Source organism: uncultured Aliivibrio sp., from assembly GCF_946479765.1.
Classification (GTDB): domain Bacteria; phylum Pseudomonadota; class Gammaproteobacteria; order Enterobacterales; family Vibrionaceae; genus Aliivibrio.
The window spans coordinates 1-24,034 of record NZ_CAMLHO010000024.1; the positions used below are offsets into that span (position 1 = coordinate 1).

Consider the following 24,034-nt stretch of genomic DNA (forward strand, 5'->3'; position numbering starts at 1 on the left):
TTACTTATTGAGTGTGAACTAGATCTCATTTTGTGTTTTTTTTGATAGTGGTCAACTTTCTCATTTTTAATGCTTGCAAGTCAGAAACTCGCTTGTATTCCGTACAAAATAGGAGGATTATCCGCTTTCCTTTTTACTTGTATCAAAATATTTCTAATATGAACCAGTTTGACTCTTTATTACCACCACAAATGGCTGAACGCGCTGCTGAAGTTGGCGTAGCAAAAGCAACCAAAGATCCATTCAAATCATTTTTATTAGCAATTACTGCTGGTATACACATTGGTATTGCTTTTATCTTTTATACTACGGTAACCACTGGTGCTGAAGGTATGCCTTGGGGGATGACTCGCTTTATTGGTGGTTTAGCCTTTAGTCTTGGTCTTATTTTAGTGGTAGTTACTGGTGGTGAATTATTTACCAGTTCGGTCTTAACGCTAGTTGCTCGCGCAAGCGGTAAAATCAGCTGGAAAAGCTTATGTGCTAACTGGGCTGTTGTTTATGTTGGTAACTTTATCGGTGCAATGCTGTTAGTTGGTATCATGTTAGTTGCAAAACAATACATGAGCGATGGTGGTGAGGTTGGCATTAATACAATGAAAATTGCACAACATAAACTGCATCATGGTTTTTGGCAGGCGGTTGCATTAGGCCTTATGTGTAATGTATTAGTGTGTGTGGGTGTATGGATGACCTTTTCTGGTCGTACGCTGACTGACAAAATTTTAGTCATGATTTTACCTGTTGCGATGTTTGTATCTGCGGGTTTTGAGCACTGTATTGCTAATATGTTCCAAATTCCAATGGCTGTTGGTATTAAAACATTCGCGTCACCAGAATTCTGGACGATGAGTGGCTATACTGCGTTGGATTTTGCTGATTTAACATTACGTAATTTTGTGATTAATAACCTTATTCCAGTGACGATTGGTAATATCATCGGTGGTGGTATTTTCGTTGGTATGGGTTATTGGATTATTTATCTTCGTGAGCCAAATCATTAAGTTAATGTGTTGATACGATTTATGTCGATTGATATAAAGAAAAGGAGCGCATAAAGCGCTCCTTTTTCATATCTAGAGTTCAGTTTATTTTTCGTTTTTCTTTGCGTACATTTCTAAACCAACTACTAAGCCAATGCCTAGAAGAACACCAGCAACAGCAAAACCAATTAATGCCGGCTGTTGTGTTACTTGTTCATAATTAAATGGCGAAAGGTTGTGTTCAATTAGAGGCACTTGCTCGCCTTTTGAGTTGGTTCGCCACTCAATCACTTCTTTCCAAGGCCATATTTTACCTAACGTACCAGCCATTAAACCGGTTAAAAAGATTAAGGTAATATCACGGTATTTTCTTAGTAAGAAAGATAAAACATGTGAAAAGCTTAATAAGCCAATTAAACAGCCTGAAGCAAATAAGCCCATAGTGCTTAAATCAAGTGATTTTACAGCATCAAGCACTGGACTATACATACCGAGAAGTAACAGAATAAAACTACCTGAAATTCCCGGTAAAATCATGGCACAAATCGCAATCGATCCCGCTAAGATGTACGTGAATGTTGATGGTGTCATTGTCATTGGGTTTAGTACGGTAATGCTATAAGCAAACGCCGCCCCAGCTAACAGCATAACAATACGGTCAATTGACCATCGTTCAATTTGTTTAGCAATATGAATAATTGAGATGATGATTAAGCCAAAGAAGAATGACCACAGTGGAATTGGGTGAGTGTGTAGCATCCAAGTGATGAGTTTTGCTAAGGTCAAAATACTAGTTAGGATCCCACCGAAAAGAGAGATAAGAAAAAAGCCATTAATATGGGCAAATGCTGCTTTAAAGCCTTCACGTTTCCATAATCCGAAGATAGAAGGGTTAATGCGGCGAATGCTTTCTAAAAGCGTGTCATAAATACCAGTAATAAAGGCAATTGTACCACCAGATACACCAGGAACAACATCCGCTGCTCCCATTGCCATTCCTTTAAAGAAGGTTGTTAAATAGTTCATTTTAGCTCTATATAGATGAAAAACTTATGCACAATACATAAATGTTTTATGATTATACATAAGTCTAGTGTAATAAATGTCGTAAAAACGATTATACCAATGCCATTAATGAAATGGTCTATTTATTACGTATAAGCGTTACTTCATCATACTGACGAGTTCTTCAGCCATTGCAATGGCGGCTTTACGATTTGGTAAGTTAAGTTTTTGATACAAATTACGAATATGTGTTTTTATTGTTGTAGGCGCAACATCAAACTCCGCTGCAATTTGTTCATTACTAAAGCCTGAATAAATTAACCCTAATACTTGCCATTCCCTATGAGTAAGAGGACTGGTGCGGATCAACTCTGGAACTTCTGGATTATTAATCACTTTTTCAATAAAGGTTTCATCAAAATGTGCAGAGCGAGAGCGTTCATTATTTGATAATGCTTTTTGCAGTTGCTCAATTCGGTGTTTCTCAAGTTCAGTAATATTTCCTTTTTGCTGTAATTTGGCTAAGGGTTTTAAAATGTCTTTACCCGCCATTAAAAAGCTACCAATAATACCTGTTTGATTCGATTGCTTTATAGCAAGATGCATGGCTTCGATTGACTCATTAATTTGCTTATTTTCATAAAGTAAAACGGATTCCATTATTGCATTACGATTAATATCTGTGATCAATTTATGCTGCTGAGCAATCGCTTGTGAGGTTTGTAGGGTACTGATTGCCGTTTCAAGATCACCTAAATGAAAGTATGCTCTTGCTATATTGCGCCATTGCAGTTGAGTAAAGTGATTACAACGAGTCTCAGGTTTTTCTGTTTGAGTTAACCAATAACTAATCGCTTCTGTATTCCCTTTGGCTTGCCAATAAAAGAGCTGAGCGGAAGAGGCGTTTGCTTTCCAATCAATGTGGTAATCCGCTTGGCTTAAGAGTTGCTGACACTTTTCTAAATAGCGCTCTGCTTTATCTAGTTCGCCACGAGCAACGGCTAAGCGAGCCAACATAGAATAGCCACGTAAATGTTTTGTCTCATCAAAAGGAGAGAGTACGTCTAAGCCTTTCCAAGTGTATTGCTCTGCTTCATCAAATCGGAACCAGAACCAATAGATTTGTGCCCGCGCACGCAGTAAAAATTCATGTAATGGCAGTTGACTGAGATCTTGATCTTTAATTAGTTTAAAGCCGTTATCTTGTAGATCAAAGGCTGCTTGCATAAAGCCTTGCGCCATTAGTATCTCACTTTGTTGTAAGATAGCCCATAATGCCTGATGATAAATACCATATGTCATGGCCATTTTTTCAGTCTGTTGCATCAGAGCCAATGCTTGGGCAAGGTTACCTGAAACATGATGATATTCACCAATAACAGAAGTAGCGACGATACGGCTACGGTATTTATTGGTTTCAAGTTCTTCAAGCGCTTTTTCTGCAAAAGAGAGAGCCGCTTCTGGTTCATTTTTATTAATGGCGACTTGAGCACGAAGGGCATCAAGTTCACCCTGCATATGTCTGTCTAGTTTGATATTTCGAGCTGACATTTCTCGTTGACCTTCTGATAATAGGTCATCGACTTGTAAGTAGTTATGCTGGCTTTGTGCAAGCCACGCACGAATAATTACCAATCCTGGAGAGGTGAATAATACCTCGGGATCTAGCTGTTTAATGGTGGATTCGAGTAAAATTAATTCACCATTATTAAATAGGTGCCAACCATATTGAGTTAATATTGTTGCTACTAAACGATCATCTTTAGCAATTTTTGCATGACGAAGTGCTTGGTAGATATTTTTTTGTGCTAGCCATGCCTGTGCGGCTCTTTTCTGTAATTCAGTTTCTTCATGAGCAAGGTGATTTTGGCGCTGATGAGTCAAAAATTCAGCAAATAAATTGTGGAATTTATACCAATCTCCATTATCGCCATCACTGTTGATAAATAAGCCAAAGCGATTTAAGTTTTCAATTAATAGTTGAGCATCATTCCGTTCAGTCACATCGGCAAGAAGTTGAGTACTAAAGCGTTCGAAAACGGCACAGCGCATTAGAAATTCTTGCGTCTCTTTATCTAAATGGTCAAATACCTCTTCAGCAAGATAATCCCATAAATGTGTATGATTAAGCTGAGCCATCACTTGAGCTGAATTACTTAATGGTTGGTTGTTTTGGATGCTGTGTAGAGCGATCAGTTGCAATGCTGATGGCCAACCTTCAACGTGCTCTCGTACGTTGGTTATTGATTCTTGGTCAATGTCATCATTAAGACGTTGATTAAAGAAAAGAGAAGTTTCGGATTGATCAAAGGCTAAACTTTGGTTATCAATTTCAATCAGTAAATCTCGAACTCGTAAATTTGCGGTATTGAGTGGTGGCTGCGAGCGACTGGTAATAACAAGCGTTAAATTGTCTGGTAAATGTTTGAGGAAAAACTTCAACCCAAGATGAATCGCTTCATCAGTGATTAAGTGATAATCATCTAGTACGAAATAGGCATCTTCTTGAAAGGGGATTAGCTCAGTAAATACTTGAGAGAATAAGCTAGATAAAGAGGCAAATTGACGTTTTTCAGTCAATGCTTTGGAGTGAGGTAGCTCTAGATGAGTTGCATTACTAATAGTTTGAACAAAGTACTTTGCAAATTTGAACTCATCATTATCAGCCTCATCTAGGCTATACCAGCCGGTAGCTTCTTTATTTGATAGCCACTGAGCAGCCATTGTCGTTTTACCGTAGCCTGCGGGAGAACGAAATAAAACAAGCTTGTAGTGTCTCGCATCAGCAAGGGTATCTAGTACTCGTTGTCTGATGATGGCGTTATGCAAGCGTCGAGGAAAGTGTAGCTTCGATGGTATTAACATAATTATTGTTCTTCTTAAAAATACTAAGAAGATTATCCTTAATAATGAGAAGAAATGTATCATCTACGCCCTGTAAATGTGATCTAAGTTGCTTTTTAGTTGTGATTTAATTTATAAATCAAGAGCTTCCATTACGGTGTTGAATGTAATTTCTTTAATGTTTAAAAATGTGACCTTGTTATCATTTTGTGTTTTATGCTGTAAAAGTGTGTTTATCGTCACGTCTAACTTCTCTGTAAGCCTACAAAACTTGAGTATTGTCACACTATATTTACTCCTTTTTGCTACGCCTTATCTCTTTTTATTCTCCTCCCCCTAAGGAGGAGGATGCGACCCCTAGATGAAACAGGCAGGATTACTCACAGTTGATTATGAACCTTCGTGAGAGATACAAGATGAAAACGAATAACATCAAAAATTTTGACAAAGCGGCTTTTCAGGCTTCTGTAAAACAGCATTTAGTGACAACGTTTGGTGCTGATGAGAAAACAGCAACATCCAAAGTATGGTATTTAGCAATGGGTAAAGCCCTAGCTGAACTGACGACGTTTGATCTTGTTAATACTGAAAATGATGAGAAAATTAAGAACGCACGTAGCGTAAACTACTTATCATTGGAGTTTTTGATTGGTCGTTTAACGGGTAACAACCTAATTAGCATGGGTCTTTACGAAGACATTACTGATGCGATGGGTGAGCTGGGTCATAATCTAACCGACTTATTAGAAGAAGAACGAGATCCTGCACTAGGTAATGGTGGCCTTGGTCGTCTTGCTGCCTGTTTCATGGATTCACTAGCAGCACAAGAATTCCCTGCAATTGGTTACGGCCTGCATTATGAGTATGGTTTGTTCCGCCAATCATTTGATGATTGTCGTCAACAAGAAGCGCCTGATGCATGGCGTGGCGTTGAAGGTTACCCGTGGGAAGTGGCTCGTCCAGATTACGCACAACAAGTAGGCTTCTACGGTAAAGTTGAAGTATCTGAAGAAAATGGCGTTGAAGTGCGTCGTTGGATTCCTGGTATGTCAGTAGAAGGTATGCCTTGGGATCTACCAATTGTCGGTTACCAGAGTGACACCGTTTATCCGTTGCGTTTGTGGGAATGTCGTGCAAAAGCACCATTTAGTCTAGCAAGTTTTAACAATGGCGATTACTTTGAAGCGCAGCACGCTCTGATTGATGCGGGTAATGTAACGAAAGTCTTGTATCCTAATGATAATCATGAGAAAGGTAAAACACTGCGTCTAATGCAGCAGTATTTTCACTGTGCATGTTCAATTGCCGATATTTTACGTCGTCATGATGCGGCGGGTCATAAAATTGAAGATCTGCCAAAATACGAAACAATTCAATTAAACGATACGCACCCAACTATAGGTATTCCTGAATTAATGCGTATTCTAATTGATGAGCGTGGATTAACGTGGGATGCAGCATGGGCAATTTGTTCTAAGACGTTTGCTTACACTAACCACACACTACTTCCAGAAGCATTGGAAACGTGGAGCGAGTCGTTAATTTCTCAACTACTTCCTCGCCATATGGAAATCATTTACCATATTAACTACCTGTTCTTAGAGGGCGTTAAACTGAAGTGGCCTGGTGACGTTGATAAGCTACGTAAACTGTCAATCATTGAAGAAGGCACTCACCGTATGGTGCGTATGGCAAACCTATGTGTGGTTTCCTCTTACGCAGTAAATGGCGTAGCAGCACTTCACTCAGAGTTAGTTAAGCGTGATTTGTTCCCTGAATTTAATGAATACTTCCCGGGTAAACTGACGAATGTAACGAACGGTGTGACTCCTCGTCGTTGGTTGAAGTTCTGTAACCCAGATCTTTCTAACCTAATTTCATCTAAGATTGGTAACGAGTGGCCAGCAGATTTAGATCAGCTGCGTGATATTGCACAATTTGCCGATGATACTAAGTTTCAGAAAGACTTTATGGCAGTTAAGAAGATAAATAAACAACGTCTCGCTGGTTGGGTTCAAGAGAACATGGGTATTGAATTAAATACTGATGCAATCTTTGATGTTCAAATTAAGCGTTTGCATGAGTACAAACGTCAGCACTTAGATTTGCTAAACATTCTGTCTCTATACCACCGTATTTTGAATGAACCTGGTTTTGATATGCACCCGCGTGTGTTCTTCTTTGCAGCAAAAGCAGCGCCCGGTTACCACTTAGCAAAAGAGATCATCTTTGCTATCAATAAAGTGGCAGAGAAAGTAAATAACGACCCTCGCGTGTCTGAATTCTTAAAAGTTGTCTTTATTCCTGATTACCGTGTAAGCATAGCTGAAATCATTATTCCTGCAGCTGATGTGTCTGAGCAAATTTCTACCGCAGGTAAAGAAGCATCTGGTACTGGCAACATGAAAATGGCGCTAAACGGTGCATTGACTGTCGGCACGATGGATGGAGCAAACGTTGAGATCCGTGAAGAGGTGGGTGATGAAAACATCTTTATCTTCGGTCTTGATGTAGATGAAGTTGAAGCACTTAAAGCATCTGGTTACAACCCGTACAAATATTATGAAGCAGATTCATTACTGCAAGCATCATTAGATCTTCTTGCTGGTGATGAGTTTACCCCAGGTAAAGTTGGCCTACTATCAGCAACGCGTGACAACTTACTTTACGGTGGTGATCCGTATTTAGTATTAGCTGATTTTGCTGATTATGTTCGTGCTCAAAATGATATTGATGCGGCATATCGTGACCAAAAACAGTGGGCGAAAATGGCTATTTTAAACACTGCTCTTGTCGGTAAATTCAGTTCTGACCGTAGTATCCGTGATTATGTAAATAACATCTGGAAACTAGAAGCAGTAACCCGTTAATTTGATTTAGAAATAGATAAATGAGGGCAGTATTATGCTGCCCTTGGAGATAAGCGATGAAAAATAATAATGTACTACATAAAGTCGCAGAGCAGGCTGGGCTAGCAAATAGTTACGTAAGCGCTTGGGGCGATGAAGCAAAAGTCAGTGATGATACCTTAACGTATCTACTGGCTTCTTTAGGTTATGACACTAAAAATGATCAAACATTGTTGAGATCATCTGAAAAAATGATGAAAAAAGACATGTTAGCATCGGTTAAGGTTATTAGAGATAATGAGCCTCTGCATGTTGAAATGAGCGTTGGTAAGAGTGCACGTATTAGCGAATTCAGTTGGAAAGTAACTACTGAAGAAGGAGAAATCATTGAAGGTTACTTACAATCTCAAATCGTTGAAGACAACCGTGAGAATGGAGGGGCATTATTATTCTCTTTACCTACTTTAGGGTGGGGTTATCACAAACTTGAGATCATTCGTAAGCGTCGAAAAGTGCCTTATGTAATGACATTGATCGTGACACCTCAAGCGTGTTTCAAGCAAGAAGCGATCAATCAAGGTAAAAAATTGTGGGGGCCAAGCGTTCAACTTTATACACTAAGAACATCTCATAACTGGGGTATTGGTGATTTTGGTGACTTAAAACAGTTGGTTGGCGATATTGCAAACCGTGGTGGTGATTTTGTTGGTTTAAATCCCATTCACTCACTGTTTCCTGCAAACCCTGAAGGCGCAAGTCCATATAGTCCATCGTCGCGTCGTTGGTTAAATATTCTTTATATTGATGTATGTTCAGTGCCTGAATTTGCATTATGTAACCAAGCTCAAGAATTAGTGGGTGGCGCTGAATTCCAACAACGATTAAATGAAGCGCGTCAATCTCATTGGGTGAATTACACGGAAGTGTCGTTACTTAAAATGAGTGTATTACCTTTCCTTTTTGAAGAATTTAAAGCGCGTCATATTGACAAAAACAGTGCGCGTGCCGATGCATTCTTAGCATTTGTTGAAGACGGTGGAGAAAGCCTACTTCATCAAGCTGCTTTTGATGCGCTACATCATTCACTTTATACCAAAGACCAAAGTATTTGGGGCTGGCCTGTATTCCCAAGTGAATTACAACATTTTGATAATAAACAAGTACAGCAATTTATTAAAGACAACCGTGATCAAGTTGATTTGTACATGTACCTGCAATGGATAGCGTTTACACAGATTAATGATGTTCAGCATTTTGCTAAAAATAAAGGTATGGATATTGGGCTATACCGTGATTTAGCGGTAGGAGTTGCGGATTCAGGTTCAGAAACATGGGCTGACCATGGCAATTTATGTTTGGATGTAAGCATTGGTGCTCCGCCTGATATTTTAGGTCCTTTGGGGCAAAATTGGGGGTTACCACCACTAAATCCTCATGCATTAAAAGCAACGGCTTATGATGCTTACATTGAGTTACTTCGTGCCAACATGAAAGCATGTGGTGCGCTGCGTATTGATCATGTATTAGGTTTATTACGTCTGTGGTGGATCCCTAAAGGTGAAGATGCAACGAAAGGCGCATACATGTACTACCCAGTAAAAGACATGTTATCTATTCTTGCTTTAGAGAGCCACCGCTATCAGTGTTCAGTTATCGGTGAAGATTTAGGTACTGTGCCTGATGAGATAGTCGATTTATTAGCGGATGCCGGTATTCACTCTTATAAGGTATTCTTTTTCGAGACAGCAAAAGATGGTGGGTTTTATTCTCCAACGCATTATCAAGAGCAATCAATGTCAGCATTGTGTACGCATGACATGCCTACATTACGCGGTTTCTGGCATTGCGATGACTTAAAAATGGGAGAAGAAATCGGCCTTTACCCTGATCCTGAACAGTTGAAAGAATTATTTCTGACTCGTGCTGAATCAAAGCAAGAAATTTTAAATAGCGTTGATTTCCATGGCTACCTTCCTGAAGGAGTAGGGCGTGATGCGTCTTATGTTCCTATGGATAGACATTTAAGTGATGCACTTCAGTGTCATTTAGCCGCAGGATCAAGCACGCTTCTCAGTTTACAGCTTGAAGATTGGCTAGAAATGGATAAACCAGTTAACATACCGGGAACTGTTGATGAATATCCAAACTGGCGTCGTAAGTTATCAGTTACCTTGGATGAGATTTTTAATCGCCAAGAAGTGAATGAACTAACTAAGCGCATAACTGACATTCGTGCTCAAGCTAGCCGAAAATAATAGGAGTATTTACGTTGAACTTACTTGTTGAACGTAAAGAAAAGGACATTTATATGCAGCTTGAAAGGGCTGCATTTTCAGATCCGTTTTCTTTTTTAGGTCCACAATATCAATCTAAAGACATGGCACTGCGTGTTTGGCTTCCAAGAGCCACTTCGGTAAGCGTTCGTCTTGAATCTCATTCTGATTATCTTCTCACTCCTGAACCTTCTTGTTCTGGCATCTTCGTTCTAAATCAATCGCTTGATCTTACAAGCACACATTATCAACTTGTGGTTAACTGGAATGGCACCGAACAAGTCATTGATGATCCCTATCAATACCATAATATCTCTCCAAGTGATGCTCAAGTTCATTCTCCAAAAGAAATGTATAACCATTTAGGTGCGCATTTAATGACGGTAGAGCGAGATGGTAAAGCGATTCATGGCGTTCGCTATGTTGTTTTTGCTCCTAATGCTTCTGCTGTCAGTGTAATTGGTGACTTCAATCAATGGGATGGTCGTCGTCACTTAATGCAACGTATTGATAATGGACTTTGGGCGTTATTTATTCCTGAACAAGTAACTGGAACTAAGTATAAATTTGAATTAAAAGGGCCAAATGGAGATGCATTGCCTCATAAAATGGATCCATTTGGTGCTCATAATGAGCAGTATCCTTCTTTTGCTTCTGTGGTTTATGACCAGAGTGAATATCAGTGGCAAGATACTAAATGGCAAACTCGCCCTGTTACGCAAAAACAGAAACAAGCGTTGTCATTTTACGAGCTACATGCAGGGTCTTGGAAACGAAATGAACAAGGTGACTTCTTAACGTATATCGAATTGGCTGAGCAGTTAATTCCATATATGGTTGAGATGGGATATACCCACCTTGAATTAATGCCAGTATCAGAACATCCATTTTATGGCTCTTGGGGTTATCAACCAATCGGTTTATTTTCGCCAACAAGTCGTTTTGGTACACCGGATGATTTCAAATATTTTGTTGATCAGTGTCACCTGGCGGGTCTGGGTGTGGTGCTGGATTGGGTTCCTGCTCACTTCCCATCAGATTCACACGGCTTAGCGAACTTTGATGGTACACCGCTGTTTAATGATCCTGATCCTCGTCGTGGTTGGCATAATGATTGGCAGAGTTTTATTTATAACTATGACCAACAGCATGTACGTGAATTTCTAGTATCAAATGCGTTGTATTGGTTTGAACATTTTCATATTGATGGTTTACGTGTTGATGCGGTTGCGTCAATGCTTTATCTCGATTATTCGCGTGATGATGGTGAATGGATCCCAAACTGGGATGGTGGTAACCATAACCATGGCGCAATCGCCTTGTTAAAATGGATGAATGAAGAAGTGTATTCTCATTATCCAAATGCAATGACAATTGCTGAGGAATCAACGGCATTCCCTGGTGTTTCTGCACCAACGTTTGATGGCGGTTTGGGTTTTGGTTTTAAATGGAACATGGGCTGGATGCACGACAGTCTTAGCTATATTCAAGAAGACCCAATTCACAGACGTTATCATCATGACACCATTACTTTCCCAATGGTGTATGCATTCAGTGAAAACTACGTATTATCGCTTTCTCATGATGAAGTGGTGTATGGCAAAGGATCTATTTTAGATAAAATGCCGGGTGACGAATGGCAGAAAACAGCCAATATGCGTGCGTACATGGGGTACATGTATGGACAACCGGGTAAAAAATTAAACTTCATGGGTGCTGAGATCGCTCAAAGTGCAGAATGGGATCACGATAGTCAACTACAGTGGTTCTTAACGCAATTTGAACGTCATTCAGGCATGCAATCTCTAGTGCGTGATTTGAATAAAATGTATACCTCTGAGCCTGCTTTGTATCAAAATGATTGTAGTCTATCTGGATTTGAGTGGCGCTTACAAAACGAAGCAGAAATGAGTGTATTAGCGCATGAGCGTTTAGGTGATAATGGCGAGCGTGTGCTAGTTATTAGTAACTTTACGCCAACACCAAGAGATAATTTCCGTTTAGGTATGCCAGTTTCTGGTAACTATGAGTTAATCCTAAACAGTGATGCTAACTGTTATGGTGGAAGTAATTATGAGGTTGTTAGTGAAGTGACAACGGAAGCTATTGAATCTCAAGGCTTAACACAGTCTATCTCAATGACATTACCACCGTTATCGACAATGTTTTATCGCTTGAAGTAATAATGTACTAGTGAACAACAAAAACCCTGAATAATCATGTTATTCAGGGTTTTTTATTAATCGGTTTATTCTGACAATAAATATTCATCAAAACCAATCTTGGTTAAATTTTCAAAGGCTTGCCAAACATCATCAGGAATATGCTGTGCTTCTTGATATCCTAATGTGGGATATACTTTCAAACGATGTAACTCACCTAGAATAATACTCGCAACATGATCAAACGTAACCTCTTCTGTTGGGTAGTTGATAAAAGTAATATTAGGAGATGAAATACAGAATTCTATATTATTCCAGTTTTTTATAAAAGTAGCGAATAATCGTCTTTCCATATAGGGTTTTTGTACTAGAAGAAGAGACTTAAGCTTAATGTTTTTTTCTTTTAATAATGCTTGAGTAAAAAATATATTTTCTCCTGTATTAGTTGCTTTTGTTTCAACAAGAATGGCTGAAGAGGGGACACCCATGTCTTTGGCTACATTCGCAAAGGTTTCAGCTTCACTTAAGGTAAATAGCCCTTCTGTTGCACGGCCCTGAGCTCCTGAGAATATTAATAGTGGAGCATACCCATCTAAATACAGTTGTGCAGCATGCTCAGCAACGCGTAAGTCATAGCTGCATAAGACAAAAATAGCATCACTTTTTTTTATAGGCTGTTTAAGTAGGTGGTAATCCCAGACAAGTTGTAATTGCTGAAAAAGAGAAGATGACATAAAAACCTCACACTTAATAAGTTATTTGATGATTACATATCGCTTGTCGAATATGCAAATAATGTATTTGGTTTTCCATACTGTATTTTGGTTTTGTGTGTTTTATGTTAAGGTGTGGTTAACCAATAAGTGGTAAAGATTGAGCTGATGCACATTATTGATTGAATCTTTTTTGTAAATAAATTGAAGTTACATACCTCACAGTTTTGTAATTCAAATGTGTTAACTTAATCCCAAAATAAACAGATATTAAGTAATGTTTTAATAATTACTATTTTAATTATAATAAAGTTGGAGAGAAAATGGCTGGTGTATTAGGAATGATTTTGGCTGGAGGTGAAGGCTCACGTCTTCGTCCGTTAACAGAGTCACGTACAAAACCTGCGGTACCGTTTGGTGGCAGTTATCGTTTAATCGATTTTGCTTTAAACAATTTTGTAAATGCAGATTTAATGCGTATTTATGTATTGACTCAGTTTAAGTCGCAATCATTATTCCAACATATGAAAAAAGGTTGGAATGTAAACGGAATTACCGATCGCTTTATTGACCCTGTACCTGCGCAAATGCGTACGGGTAAACGTTGGTACGAAGGTACTGCCGATGCGATTTATCAAAACATCAGCTTTATTGAAGCATCAGAACCTGAGCATGTATGTATCTTTGGTTCTGATCATATTTATAAGATGGATATTCGACAAATGCTCGATTTCCATAAGAAACAAGAGGCTTCTCTAACGGTTTCAGCTCTGCGTATGCCAGCTAAAGATGCAACAGGCTTTGGTGTTATTGAAGTAGACGAACACGGAAAAATGATTGGTTTTGAAGAAAAACCAGCGAATCCAAAATGCATTCCAGGCCAGCCAGGCATTGCGTTAGTTTCAATGGGTAATTATATCTTTGAATCTGAAAGCTTATGCAAAGAATTGGAATTAGATGCTAAAGATGAAGCCTCATCACACGATTTTGGTAAAGACATCATTCCTAAGATGTTTCCAGAAGGTAATGTGTATGTTTATGATTTCAGCACGAATCATATTACTGGCGAAAAAGAAGAGGTTTATTGGCGTGATGTAGGTACGATCGAATCGTACTGGGAAGCGCACATGGATCTTTTAAAGAAAGACGCTCCATTCTCTTTGTACAACCGAAAGTGGCCTTTACACACGTATTACCCACCACTTCCACCTGCAACATTCAGTGATTCTGATAATGGTCGAGTGCAAATTATCGACAGCTTAGTGTGTGGCGGTAGTTATGTTCGTGGTTCTCGCATTGAAAAATCAGTATTAGGCTTTCGCAGTAATATTGCTTCAGCGTGTGATATTAGTGAAAGTATTCTTTTAGGTGATGTAAAAATCGGTAAAGGCTGTGTTTTACGCCGAGTTATCATTGATAAAGGCGTAGATATTGCCCCAGGAACTGAAATTGGTGTTAATCTTCAAGAAGATAAGAAAAAATATCATGTTTCAGACGAGGGTATAGTGGTTATCCCTAAAGGAGAGAGAATTGGTTACTAAGACGCTTTCAATTTTATTTGTAGCATCTGAGGTCGAAGGATTGATCAAAAGTGGAGGCTTGGCAGATGTAGCCAAAGCTTTGCCTAAATCGCTTAAAAAGCTAGGCCATCATGTTACTATAGCGATGCCTGCTTATAAGACAATCCCCGGTCGTGATGACGCGGAGATTCTATTGAAAACAACGTTAGAGCACTGGCCACATACGCCTTATCAAGTAAGAGCGTTAGAAGTGGACGGTGTATCGGTGTTTGGTGTTGAATGCGCTGAGTATTTTGAACGTGCAGAAATGTACGCTGAAAATAATCAAGCCTACGCGGATAATGGCGAACGCTTTGCTTTTTTTAGTGCGGCATGTCTTGATATGTTGCCTAAGCTTAATGTTAAGCCTGATATTATTCATGCAAATGATTGGCATACTGGTTTAGTGCCGTATTTGCTGAAAAAACGTTATAACAATGATGTTTTCTTTTCGCAAACACGCAGTGTGTTATCTGTTCATAATGCGGTATTTAAAGGTATCTTCCCTTATGATGACATTGCTTGTTTATCTGAATTTAAGTCTCATTATGTGCCAGAAGCGGCGGTTAGCCATTCTCACATAAGCATGCTTAGAGCAGGTGTTCAGTGTGCAGATAAAATCAATGCAGTCAGCCCTACTTATGCTAAAGAGTTACTGACTGAGCTTGGTTCTCATGGCATGTCGGCTGATTTTCTACAGCGTGAATCTGATTTGTTCGGTATTTTAAATGGTTGTGATTATGGAGAGTGGAGCCCAACGGTAGACTCTTTTATTCCTAAACAATTTAAAGCCAACCGAATTAGCATGGTTCGAGGTAAGAAAGCGTGTAAAACGGCGCTTCAACAAGAAGTTGCGTTACCTACAAAAGACGTTGCTGTTTATGGTATGGTTTGTCGTCTGACTAATCAAAAAGGTATTCAATACTTACTGCCAATTATTGAGCAATTTTTGAAAAATGATCTTCAAGTTGTGATCGTTGGTACGGGTGATCCTGTTCTTGCTAATCATCTTGCAGAAATTGCAGCAAGAAACAGTGATAAATTCGCTTTTGTTGAAGCTTATAGTAATAAATTAGCCCATTGGGTTGAAGCCGCTTCAGACTTCTTCTTAATGCCATCAGAATTCGAACCGTGTGGTTTAAATCAAATTTATAGTATGGCTTATGGTACGTTACCTATTGTTCGTGAAGTGGGTGGTTTAAAAGACAGTGTGATCGATTATGACAGCGATAAAGAAAATGCGACTGGTTTTAGCTTTAAGAAACCAGAACCGACCGAACTGCTGTTAGTTTTGATGCGTTCTTTATTGCTTTATAGCCAAGATTTGAATGAAATTAAGCGGGTGCAATTACATGCAATGCAGCAAAATTTCAGCTGGGATGATGCTGCGCTTAAATACGTAGATATGTACTTGTCATAGCTTCAAATGTAAAAATGATCAGTAAGTAATAATAGGAAAGGCATATTGTCTTTCCTTTTTTCATTGCGATAGATCATTCACATTTCTGTGATAGGGTATAGAATAACGCTCTTTACTGATTAGGTATCGCCTCGTGATTTCAAAACTACCTAAATGGGTCGAATACGGCACTTTCTTTCTAGCTCTTTTAGCGGGGATCACTAACTCTGTAGGTTTACTGGGTTTTCAACATCAGTCGATCTCTCACCTTTCGGGTACGGCAACCTTACTGGGTACACAGTTACTTGGTTTTAATGAGCAGACATGGCACTTACTTTTTATTATATTTAGTTTCATTTTAGGTTCATCTTTAAGCAGCATCATTGTAGGGTGTACGGCTTTAAAGCTTGGTCGTCGCTATAATTTTGCTCTAATTATTGAGAGTCTTCTGCTGTTTTCAGCAATGATCGTATTAAAAGAAGGCAGTCAGTGGGGGCATTATTTCGCATCTGCGGCGTGTGGTTTGCAAAATGGACTGGTAACAACTTATAGTGGGGCAGTAGTGCGTACGACTCACGTAACCGGTGTGTTAACAGATTTAGGTATCATGCTTGGTATGAAGCTAAAAGGAGAGCCGATTCATCATCGGCGTTTAGCACTGTATTTATTTATCGCGTTTGGATTTGTATTTGGCGGGGTTATCGGCGGATACTTTTATCCATCGTTAGGTATTAATACCTTAGCAATTCCAGCGACATTATGTGCGTTATTGGCATTTTCTTATTCGATCTATTTATATCAACATAATGATCATTAATACAAAACGCATTTAAAATAATATTATTTTGATATAAAAATGGCAGCTAGTTTAAGCTACCATTTTTGTTTCTGCTTATTACCTGTGATCCTTATTTCGGGTTCGAAGGTTTTAAGAATTTGATGTTTGAACCAGTGGCTTGTATGGATTTTCAACTTTACGGCATGCCGCAGTAGTAAAGATAACATCCGTTGAGCTGTTTAGTGCTGTTTCTGCAGAATCTTGTACTACACCAATGATGAAACCAATTGCAACGACTTGCATTGCCACTTCGTTTGGAATACCAAATAAGCTACATGCTAATGGAATAAGAAGTAATGAACCACCAGCAACACCAGAAGCGCCACATGCTGATACAGCAGCAACAAGGCTAAGCAGTAGAGCGGTTGGTAAATCTACCGTTACACCAACTGTATGAACGGCAGCAAGCGTCAGTACGGTGATAGTAATAGCAGCGCCAGCCATGTTGATAGTCGCACCTAGAGGGATAGAAACAGAGTAAGTGTCTTTGTGCAGATTTAGACGCTCACATAATGCCATATTCACTGGGATATTTGCAGCAGAACTACGTGTGAAGAATGCGGTTACGCCACTTTCACGTAGGCATAAAAAAACTAATGGGTATGGGTTGCGCTTGGTACGAATAAAGACGATTAAAGGATTAACGACTAGAGCAATGAAGGCCATTGAGCCAAGTAGCACTGCTAATAGGTGAGAGTAACTTGCAAGAGCGTCAAACCCTGTATCTGCGAAGGTACTTGAAACTAAACCAAAAATACCAATTGGTGCGAAACGAATAACCACAGTTACAATGTCTGAAATACAGTTTGAAAGGTCAATAAATACTTTCTTTGTTGCATCAGATGCAGAGTGTAAACCTAAACCGAGTGCGACTGCCCAGCCTAAAATTCCAATGAAGTTACCTGTCATTATTGCATTGATTGGGTTATCAATGATTTTAAATAGCAGCGTGTGAAGAACTTCTGCTATACCTTCTGGTGCGCTATTGGTTGCTGCATCTGTAACTAAAGTTAGCGTTGTCGGGAAAAGAAAGCTCATCGCTACAGCGGTGAGTGATGCACAAAAAGTACCTACTAAGTATAAGACCACAACTGGTTTGATATTTGAATCTTGACCACGTTTTTGATTTGCAATTGAAGATGCGACTAGAATGAAAACAAGAATAGGAGCAATGGCTTTTAATGCACTAACAAATAGCTCACCAAAAAGACCAGCAGAATTCGCTAAGTCAGGTGATAGAGTTGCTAAAATGACACCAGTGATTATACCGATAAGAATTTGTATAACAATGTTAGTATTCATCATGCGAACGAGTAAGGGTTGGGATTGCGGCATCTTAAATTCCTTTAATTTAGTACAACATACATCTTAATCTGATGTTTATACGAGGATAGTAACATTATTGTCTATTTTTTTGCACCAACTTGTTAAAGACTTCTCGAAAAATGCCGATAACGTATAGTATTAATGTGTTACAAGAATAATTGCGGATGATAGCATCAGCAATGATAATTAAATGAGTGATATTTATGAGTGGAATGTTAAATAGTGTTGATCAGCGCACCCAACTCGTGGGTGAAAATAGATTGGAATTGTTGCTTTTTAAGCTTAACACCACTCAAATTTTTGCGATTAATGTATTTAAAGTAAAAGAAATCTTGAAAGTGCCCAAATTAACCAAGTTACCTGGTTCTCATTATCATATATCAGGAGTTGCGATTTTACGCGGTGAATCCATTCCTGTTATTGATTTACGTGGTGCCATTGGTATGAAGCCAATGGGAAAAGATGAAGAAGCAACATTAATTATCACTGAATATAATCGGACGACTCAAGGGTTCCTTGTTGGGCAAGTACAAAACATTATTAATACCACATGGGCTGATATCCAGCCGCCGCCAAAAACGGTAGGTCGTCATAACTTCTTAACTGCAATTACGCAAGTTGAAGTAGAGCCAAATGTAACGCGTATTGTTGAAATTATTGATGTAGAAAAAGTATTAGCAGAAATTATTGAGTATGATATTTCAATTTCTGAAGGAGTATTAGATCAAGAGTTAGTTCGTCATATGTATGGGCGAAAAGTTCTTATTGTTGATGATTCAAGTACGGCACGCACTCAAATAAGAAATACATTACAGCAACTAGGCCTTGAAGTTATTGAGCGGAGTGATGGACGCCAAGCTCTTGACCTTTTAAAAGGATGGTGTGATGACGGTAAAGAGGTTAATGATGAAATATTATTAATGATTACCGATGCTGAAATGCCAGAGATGGATGGTTATAGACTTACTCATGAGATCAGAAATGACCCTAGAATGAAGGGTTTATTTATTACTCTAAACACCTCATTAAGTGGTAGTTTTAATGATGCAATGGTTGAAAAAGTAGGGTGTGATCGATTTATTTCTAAGTTTCAACCGGATCTAATTGTTGGTGTTGTTCAGGAGCGATTAGCTCAAGTTATTTAAGATCTTATAAGATAATAGATTAAAAAGGAGGCTTAATCGCCTCCTTTTTTATTGTTGTTTTTTCATCATTATCTTTTATTCGGCGTTAAATACAGCGATAGATAATGGGGATAAACTGTAATCAAAGACAACCTGTTTTGTTTTAATTTTGGAATATTGAGTATTACAAATTAAAGACCATAGGCTGTATTTTTTAGGCTTTGGTAATTCAAAGCGCGTGGGTACGTTGGATTGGTTTATTAAAATAAGTAATTCCTTTTCACCATCATAAATGTTTAGATGAAGACATAATGATTCAGCGCCGTGCCAATCAGCATGAGTCATATTATTGCCTTCAGGCGTATACCAAGCTACTTTCTGCTTGGCTCTATTTGTGCCACTAAATGCATTAATAACGGGAACCATATGCTCTTGTCTTGCTTGGATCATATCTGCCAACCAGTTTTTAAACTCTTTGGCAGTGTCATCTAAATTCCAGTCAATCCAGCTAATATCACTGTCTTGGCAGTAAGCGTTATTATTACCCTGTTGGGTGTGTGAGCATGCATCAGCTGCTAAAAGATGAGGGACACCAAAACTAAACAATAATGTAGTCATCATATTGCGTTTTTGTTTTTCACGTAATGCAATGACTCTTGGATTATCTGTTGGACCTTCAACACCATAGTTATCAGATCGATTATCACCATGCCCATCTCGGTTTTCTTCACCATTAGCAAGGTTATGGCGTTCTTTGTAGCTAACAAGATCTTGAAGCGTAAACCCATCATGGTAACTGACATAATTGACAGGCAGCTTATGAGGCCAACGAGAGGCACTAACCAGATCTCGAGATCCCATTAAACGAGTTGCCATTGATTTTAAGTAATTTTGCTCACCACGCCAAAAGCTTTTAGTCGTATCGCGGAATTTATCACTACACTCATTCCAACCATCAGGAAACTGGCCTACTTGATAACCGTTAGGGCCAATATCCCACGGTTCTGCAATTAGTTTTACTTTCTGTAGCGTCGGATCTTGAGCTACGGCTTTAAAGAACGCATTATTAGGGTTAAATTTATCGTATTCACGACCGAGTGTTGCGGCTAAATCAAATCGGAAACCATCGATATGGTATTGCTCAACCCAATATCTTAGTGTGTCCATAATAAGGTTTAAGCTTGGTTGATGTGTAATGTCTAGTGTATTCCCACACCCTGTATAGTTGGTATATTTGCCATGGTGATGCAGATAATAGTCTTGGTCTAAGCCTTTTAAGTTAAAGGTAACTCCACCATCTCCGCCTTCAGCTGTATGGTTATAGACGACATCTAAGATCACCTCAATATTGTTTTTATGAAGCTCTCTGATTGCTGTTTTTAATTCAGTGACAGCATCATTACGGGCATAGCGTGGATCGGGTGCCATAAATGAAATTGGATTATAGCCCCAGTAGTTAACCATATTCATTTCAAGTAAATGAGGCTCATGCATGCAAGCGGCAACAGGAAGCAGCTGAACACTTGTAATACCTTGGTGCTTTAAGTGTGCGATGTTGGCTGGATCAGCCAAACCAAGGTAGGTGCCTCTTACTTTAGTATCAACTTCTGGGTTTAATAACGTAAATCCTTTTACATGAGTTTCTAATAGGATGGTTTCTGATCGAGGGATCATTGGTTTTGGTGTTTCTTGCCAATCAAAAGTGTCATCAACGACAAGAGATTGCGCTAGGGCCCAACTTTGTTCTGCTGTATAAGGAACTTGATAGTGTGGGGTGTTTTTTAAGGCTTTAGCATAAGGGTCAAGAAGCAGAAGCGCTTCGTTATTTTGAATGATTTTGAAACCGTAAACTGTATTCTCAGTGATATTTTCAATGAAGGTGTATTTTATCGAGCCATATTCTTCAGTAAATGGGAACTCATTGTGTGTGCCATCGGCATTAAAAATAATTAATGAGACAGGGAATGACGATGTGTGGTGGACAGAAAAGTTACATCCACCCTTAGTCAAGGTTGCACCGAGCGGGTGCGGGAAAGCATGATGTGTGTTCACAATATTCCTCTACCAAATATACAACAAAAGCCCAATGCATTGTTGGGCTTTTTAATAATAAGTAAATATCTGTTAAGCGCCGGCTTCTTTATAGAGCCTTTGGCATGCTTTTCCATCATCATGGAATAAATGGCAGCGATGTGCAGGAATACCAACAGAAAAAGTATCACCCGCTTCAACTAAAGCGGTATCAGGTACACGGTATATCATATCGGCATCAGCATCTTCAATTGTTAAATAAATTTGTGTTTCATATCCCAATTTTTCAACAACTAACACGTTTCCTTTAATAACGGCATCTCCATTTTCGATAGATACTAAATGTTCTGGGCGAATACCTAGAGACATTCTTTCGCCACGAGTGACGTTTGTTCCATCAACAGGGACCCAGAATGAGGTGCCATCTTTGAATTGTACTTTTACTTGATTTTTTTCAACATCTTCAATAAATACACTAATAAAATTCATTTTCGGTGAGCCAATGAAGCCCGCGACAAAGCGATTTTTTGGGTAGTGATAAAGCTCTAATGGAGCGCCAACTTGAGAAACATAACCGCCATCTAGCACGACAATTTTTTCAGCCATTGTCATTGCTTCTACCTGATCGTGTGTCACGTAGATCATAGTGCAGTTTAATTTCTTATGCAGTTTGGCAATTTCGATGCGCATTTGAACACGCAATGCTGCATCTAAGTTAGATAATGGCTCATCCAGAAGGAATACATCAGGTTGAGAAACCAGAGTTCGGCCAATAGCAACACGTTGACGTTGACCACCAGAAAGCGCTTTAGGTTGACGCTCTAATAAATGACCTAATTGCAGAATGTCTGCTGCATGGTCAACACGTTTTTTTATCTCACTTTTATCTGTTTTCGCTAATTTCAAACCAAAAGACATATTATCAAATAAGTTCAAATGTGGATAAAGTGCGTAAGATTGGAATACCATGCCGACACCACGTTTAGATGGTTCAACGTCATTCATACGCTTGTCACCCATATACAGGTCGCCAGAAGTAATATCTTCTAAACCCGCAATACAGCGTAATAAGGTTGATTTACCACAGCCTGATGGACCAACAAAAACAACAAACTCACCAGAATTAATGTCCAAATCAATATTTTTCGAAATTTTAACGTCGCCGTAGGATTTGCAAACGTTGCGTAAAGTGACACTCGTCATTGTGTCTATCCTCATTTAATTTTAAATAATGTTAGCTATTCGCTTTATGGTGCCATTTTTAAGCAAAAGTGGCGCTACGTCATCCTCCTCCTATCTCTTTTTTTTGGGGGAGTAGGGGGGAGGAGTACTTAGGTCACATTTTTGGGAAATATGGATGGAGTTCAAAGTTTTTTTAAATTTCAATGTGAAGCCGGTCTCATATTGCGTTTGTTTTGTGAGATTGAGCAGCTCTTATCCTGATTGAGATCACGATTTTTGCGGAGTGTTTAAAGGGCGTAGGGAGTAGGAGGATGAATTTAGGCGATTTATTAATGAAAATACATTCTGAAAATTGAATCATCATCTATTTTTATTTCAACCCTACGGATGATTCGTTAATTATTATAAAGGAAGGATTCACAATGAAAAAAGTCCTCAGTACTGTCGCGCTATGCACAATGGCAGCTCTTGGTTCAATTAACGCTTCTGCTGCAATCGAAGAAGGTCAACTCACAATCTGGGTTACTGGTGATAAATCTTATGAAGGTATGGCTGAAATAGGTAAACGATTCGAAGAAGATACAGGTATTAAGGTTACCGTTGCTTTTCCTGACAAAGCCGAAGAGAAATTTGCTCAAGTAGCAGCGGCAGGCGATGGTCCAGACATTATATTTTATGCGCATGACCGTTTTGGTGGTTTTGCAGAGGCAGGTCTGTTGGCAGAAATTAAGCCATCAGAAGAGTTAAAATCTGAAATTGTTGATTTTGCATGGGATGCCGTGGAGTACAAAGGCAAAACAATCGCTTACCCAATCGCAATTGAATCTGTATCTCTTATCTACAACAAAGCGTTAGTAAAGACACCGCCAAAAAACTGGGAAGATATTCCAGCGTTAGATAAAGAGTTAATGAAAAATGGTCAGAAAGCGATCATGTGGCCTTTACGTGGTGGTGCCTACTTTACATGGCCTCTGCTAGCAGCTGATGGTGGTTACGCCTTTAAGAAAACAGCAGAAGGTTACGATGTTAAGAATGCCGGCGTAGACCAAAAAGGCGTTAAAGATGCAATGGGCTTTATCGAGACCATGGTAAAAGAGAAAACTATTTCAGCAGATATGGATTACTCGGTAGCAGAATCTGAATTTGTTAAAGGCAATGTAGCTATGATGATCAACGGTCCTTGGGGCTGGGCGAACGTAGAAAAAGCAGGCATCGATTATGGTGTAACAACGTTACCGAAGTTCCACGGTCAAGCATCTAAGCCATTTGTTGGTGTTTGGGTTGGTGGTATTAGTGCGGTTTCTCCAAATAAAGATCTTGCTGTTGAATTCTTTGAAAGTTATTTGTTAACAGACGAAGGCCTAAAAAACTTGAATGATGATAAGCCACTAGGTGCGGTAGCACTTAACTCTTACCAAGAAGAACTAGGTAATGATCCTCGTATTGCGGCAACGATGGATAACGCAATGAATGGTGAAATTATGCCAAACATTCCACAGTTCACAACGTTCTGGTACAGCATGGAAGAAGCCATTGGTAATGTGGTTGATGGTCGTCAAACTATTGATGCAGCATTAAGTGCTGCTGAACAGCGTATGACTAAGTAACAATAAAAAGAGTGAGGAGAAGCGTTGGTTTCTCCTCTCTTTCAAGGAATAAATTTCCTCAATATACCCATCGTAGTAAGTTTGTTAGCAGCATTAATTGGCTTACTAGGTTGGTATTTTTTAAAAGGTCTTGGAGCTT

The 24,034-nt window shown here is 39.1% G+C and carries 15 protein-coding genes; 9 read left to right on the forward strand and 6 right to left on the reverse strand.

The features are described from left to right. Positions 1 to 158: 158 nt before the first annotated feature. On the forward strand, positions 159 to 1,004 hold the full coding sequence (gene focA, locus Q1K78_RS10490) for a formate transporter FocA (RefSeq protein WP_300177938.1): 846 nt from the start codon (positions 159 to 161) through the stop codon (positions 1,002 to 1,004). A gap of 84 nt (positions 1,005 to 1,088) precedes the next feature. On the opposite strand, the gene Q1K78_RS10495 is transcribed toward focA, so the two are convergent. Continuing rightward, on the reverse strand, positions 1,089 to 2,009 hold the full coding sequence (locus Q1K78_RS10495) for a DUF368 domain-containing protein (protein WP_300177940.1): 921 nt from the start codon (positions 2,007 to 2,009) through the stop codon (positions 1,089 to 1,091). A gap of 138 nt (positions 2,010 to 2,147) precedes the next feature. Then, positions 2,148 to 4,853: an HTH-type transcriptional regulator MalT gene (gene malT / locus Q1K78_RS10500; protein WP_300177943.1), complete on the reverse strand. Its 2,706-nt coding sequence runs from the start codon at positions 4,851 to 4,853 to the stop codon at positions 2,148 to 2,150. Positions 4,854 to 5,248: 395 nt separating this feature from the next. On the opposite strand from malT, the gene Q1K78_RS10505 reads away from it, so the two are divergent. From Q1K78_RS10505 to glgB, 3 genes are read left to right on the forward strand one after another with little or no spacing between them, the layout of a single operon-like run. Then, a complete protein-coding gene (locus tag Q1K78_RS10505; protein WP_300177946.1) occupies positions 5,249 to 7,702 on the forward strand; it encodes a glycogen/starch/alpha-glucan phosphorylase in 2,454 nt (817 codons plus the stop codon). A gap of 56 nt (positions 7,703 to 7,758) precedes the next feature. Then, on the forward strand, positions 7,759 to 9,936 hold the full coding sequence (gene malQ, locus Q1K78_RS10510) for a 4-alpha-glucanotransferase (RefSeq protein ID WP_300177949.1): 2,178 nt from the start codon (positions 7,759 to 7,761) through the stop codon (positions 9,934 to 9,936). 53 nt (positions 9,937 to 9,989) lie between these two features. Then, positions 9,990 to 12,137 (forward strand): 1,4-alpha-glucan branching protein GlgB, encoded by a 2,148-nt coding sequence (gene glgB, locus Q1K78_RS10515; protein WP_300177953.1) that lies wholly within the window; start codon positions 9,990 to 9,992, stop codon positions 12,135 to 12,137. A gap of 65 nt (positions 12,138 to 12,202) precedes the next feature. Here glgB and Q1K78_RS10520 read toward each other — a convergent pair whose 3' ends face one another. Beyond that, positions 12,203 to 12,850 carry a YdcF family protein gene (locus Q1K78_RS10520; RefSeq protein WP_300177956.1) on the reverse strand — a complete coding sequence of 216 codons (648 nt, stop codon included), beginning with the start codon at positions 12,848 to 12,850 and terminating at the stop codon, positions 12,203 to 12,205. Positions 12,851 to 13,152: 302 nt separating this feature from the next. Between Q1K78_RS10520 and glgC the strand changes: the two genes are divergently transcribed. The 3 genes from glgC to Q1K78_RS10535 all read left to right on the forward strand — a co-directional run bounded on the left by glgC (position 13,153) and on the right by Q1K78_RS10535 (position 16,604). Beyond that, positions 13,153 to 14,370 carry a glucose-1-phosphate adenylyltransferase gene (gene glgC, locus Q1K78_RS10525; RefSeq protein WP_300177959.1) on the forward strand — a complete coding sequence of 406 codons (1,218 nt, stop codon included), beginning with the start codon at positions 13,153 to 13,155 and terminating at the stop codon, positions 14,368 to 14,370. Next, positions 14,360 to 15,808 carry a glycogen synthase GlgA gene (gene glgA / locus Q1K78_RS10530; RefSeq protein WP_300177963.1) on the forward strand — a complete coding sequence of 483 codons (1,449 nt, stop codon included), beginning with the start codon at positions 14,360 to 14,362 and terminating at the stop codon, positions 15,806 to 15,808. Before glgC ends, glgA begins: the two co-directional genes overlap by 11 nt. A 133-nt stretch (positions 15,809 to 15,941) precedes the next feature. After that, positions 15,942 to 16,604, forward strand: a complete 663-nt coding sequence (locus Q1K78_RS10535) for a YoaK family protein (RefSeq protein WP_300177966.1) — start codon at positions 15,942 to 15,944, stop codon at positions 16,602 to 16,604. A gap of 111 nt (positions 16,605 to 16,715) precedes the next feature. Here Q1K78_RS10535 and sstT read toward each other — a convergent pair whose 3' ends face one another. Further along, positions 16,716 to 17,960: a serine/threonine transporter SstT gene (gene sstT / locus Q1K78_RS10540; protein WP_300177969.1), complete on the reverse strand. Its 1,245-nt coding sequence runs from the start codon at positions 17,958 to 17,960 to the stop codon at positions 16,716 to 16,718. 194 nt (positions 17,961 to 18,154) lie between these two features. On the opposite strand from sstT, the gene Q1K78_RS10545 reads away from it, so the two are divergent. Beyond that, the gene (locus Q1K78_RS10545) at positions 18,155 to 19,096 is read left to right on the forward strand and encodes a chemotaxis protein CheV (RefSeq protein ID WP_300177972.1); all 942 of its coding nucleotides are present in this window, start codon (positions 18,155 to 18,157) and stop codon (positions 19,094 to 19,096) included. A gap of 75 nt (positions 19,097 to 19,171) precedes the next feature. On the opposite strand, the gene glgX is transcribed toward Q1K78_RS10545, so the two are convergent. Continuing rightward, positions 19,172 to 21,127: a glycogen debranching protein GlgX gene (gene glgX / locus Q1K78_RS10550; RefSeq protein WP_300177976.1), complete on the reverse strand. Its 1,956-nt coding sequence runs from the start codon at positions 21,125 to 21,127 to the stop codon at positions 19,172 to 19,174. A gap of 72 nt (positions 21,128 to 21,199) precedes the next feature. Further along, positions 21,200 to 22,309: a maltose/maltodextrin ABC transporter ATP-binding protein MalK gene (gene malK, locus Q1K78_RS10555; protein ID WP_300177979.1), complete on the reverse strand. Its 1,110-nt coding sequence runs from the start codon at positions 22,307 to 22,309 to the stop codon at positions 21,200 to 21,202. Positions 22,310 to 22,710: 401 nt separating this feature from the next. Between malK and malE the strand changes: the two genes are divergently transcribed. After that, the gene (malE, locus tag Q1K78_RS10560) at positions 22,711 to 23,895 is read left to right on the forward strand and encodes a maltose/maltodextrin ABC transporter substrate-binding protein MalE (RefSeq protein WP_300177982.1); all 1,185 of its coding nucleotides are present in this window, start codon (positions 22,711 to 22,713) and stop codon (positions 23,893 to 23,895) included. Positions 23,896 to 24,034: the final 139 nt, after the last annotated feature.

What these genes read in the sequence shown, in the direction of transcription:
- sstT (WP_300177969.1), bottom strand. Translation starts at nt 17,960, where the DNA reads ATGCCGCAATCCCAACCCTTACTCGTTCGCATGATGAATACTAACATT.
- glgC (WP_300177959.1), top strand. Translation starts at nt 13,153, where the DNA reads ATGGCTGGTGTATTAGGAATGATTTTGGCTGGAGGTGAAGGCTCACGT.
- malQ (WP_300177949.1), top strand. Translation starts at nt 7,759, where the DNA reads ATGAAAAATAATAATGTACTACATAAAGTCGCAGAGCAGGCTGGGCTA.
- Q1K78_RS10495 (WP_300177940.1), bottom strand. Translation starts at nt 2,009, where the DNA reads ATGAACTATTTAACAACCTTCTTTAAAGGAATGGCAATGGGAGCAGCG.
- Q1K78_RS10545 (WP_300177972.1), top strand. Translation starts at nt 18,155, where the DNA reads ATGAGTGGAATGTTAAATAGTGTTGATCAGCGCACCCAACTCGTGGGT.
- malE (WP_300177982.1), top strand. Translation starts at nt 22,711, where the DNA reads ATGAAAAAAGTCCTCAGTACTGTCGCGCTATGCACAATGGCAGCTCTT.
- malK (WP_300177979.1), bottom strand. Translation starts at nt 22,309, where the DNA reads ATGACGAGTGTCACTTTACGCAACGTTTGCAAATCCTACGGCGACGTT.
- Q1K78_RS10520 (WP_300177956.1), bottom strand. Translation starts at nt 12,850, where the DNA reads ATGTCATCTTCTCTTTTTCAGCAATTACAACTTGTCTGGGATTACCAC.
- glgB (WP_300177953.1), top strand. Translation starts at nt 9,990, where the DNA reads ATGCAGCTTGAAAGGGCTGCATTTTCAGATCCGTTTTCTTTTTTAGGT.
- malT (WP_300177943.1), bottom strand. Translation starts at nt 4,853, where the DNA reads ATGTTAATACCATCGAAGCTACACTTTCCTCGACGCTTGCATAACGCC.
- focA (WP_300177938.1), top strand. Translation starts at nt 159, where the DNA reads ATGAACCAGTTTGACTCTTTATTACCACCACAAATGGCTGAACGCGCT.
- Q1K78_RS10505 (WP_300177946.1), top strand. Translation starts at nt 5,249, where the DNA reads ATGAAAACGAATAACATCAAAAATTTTGACAAAGCGGCTTTTCAGGCT.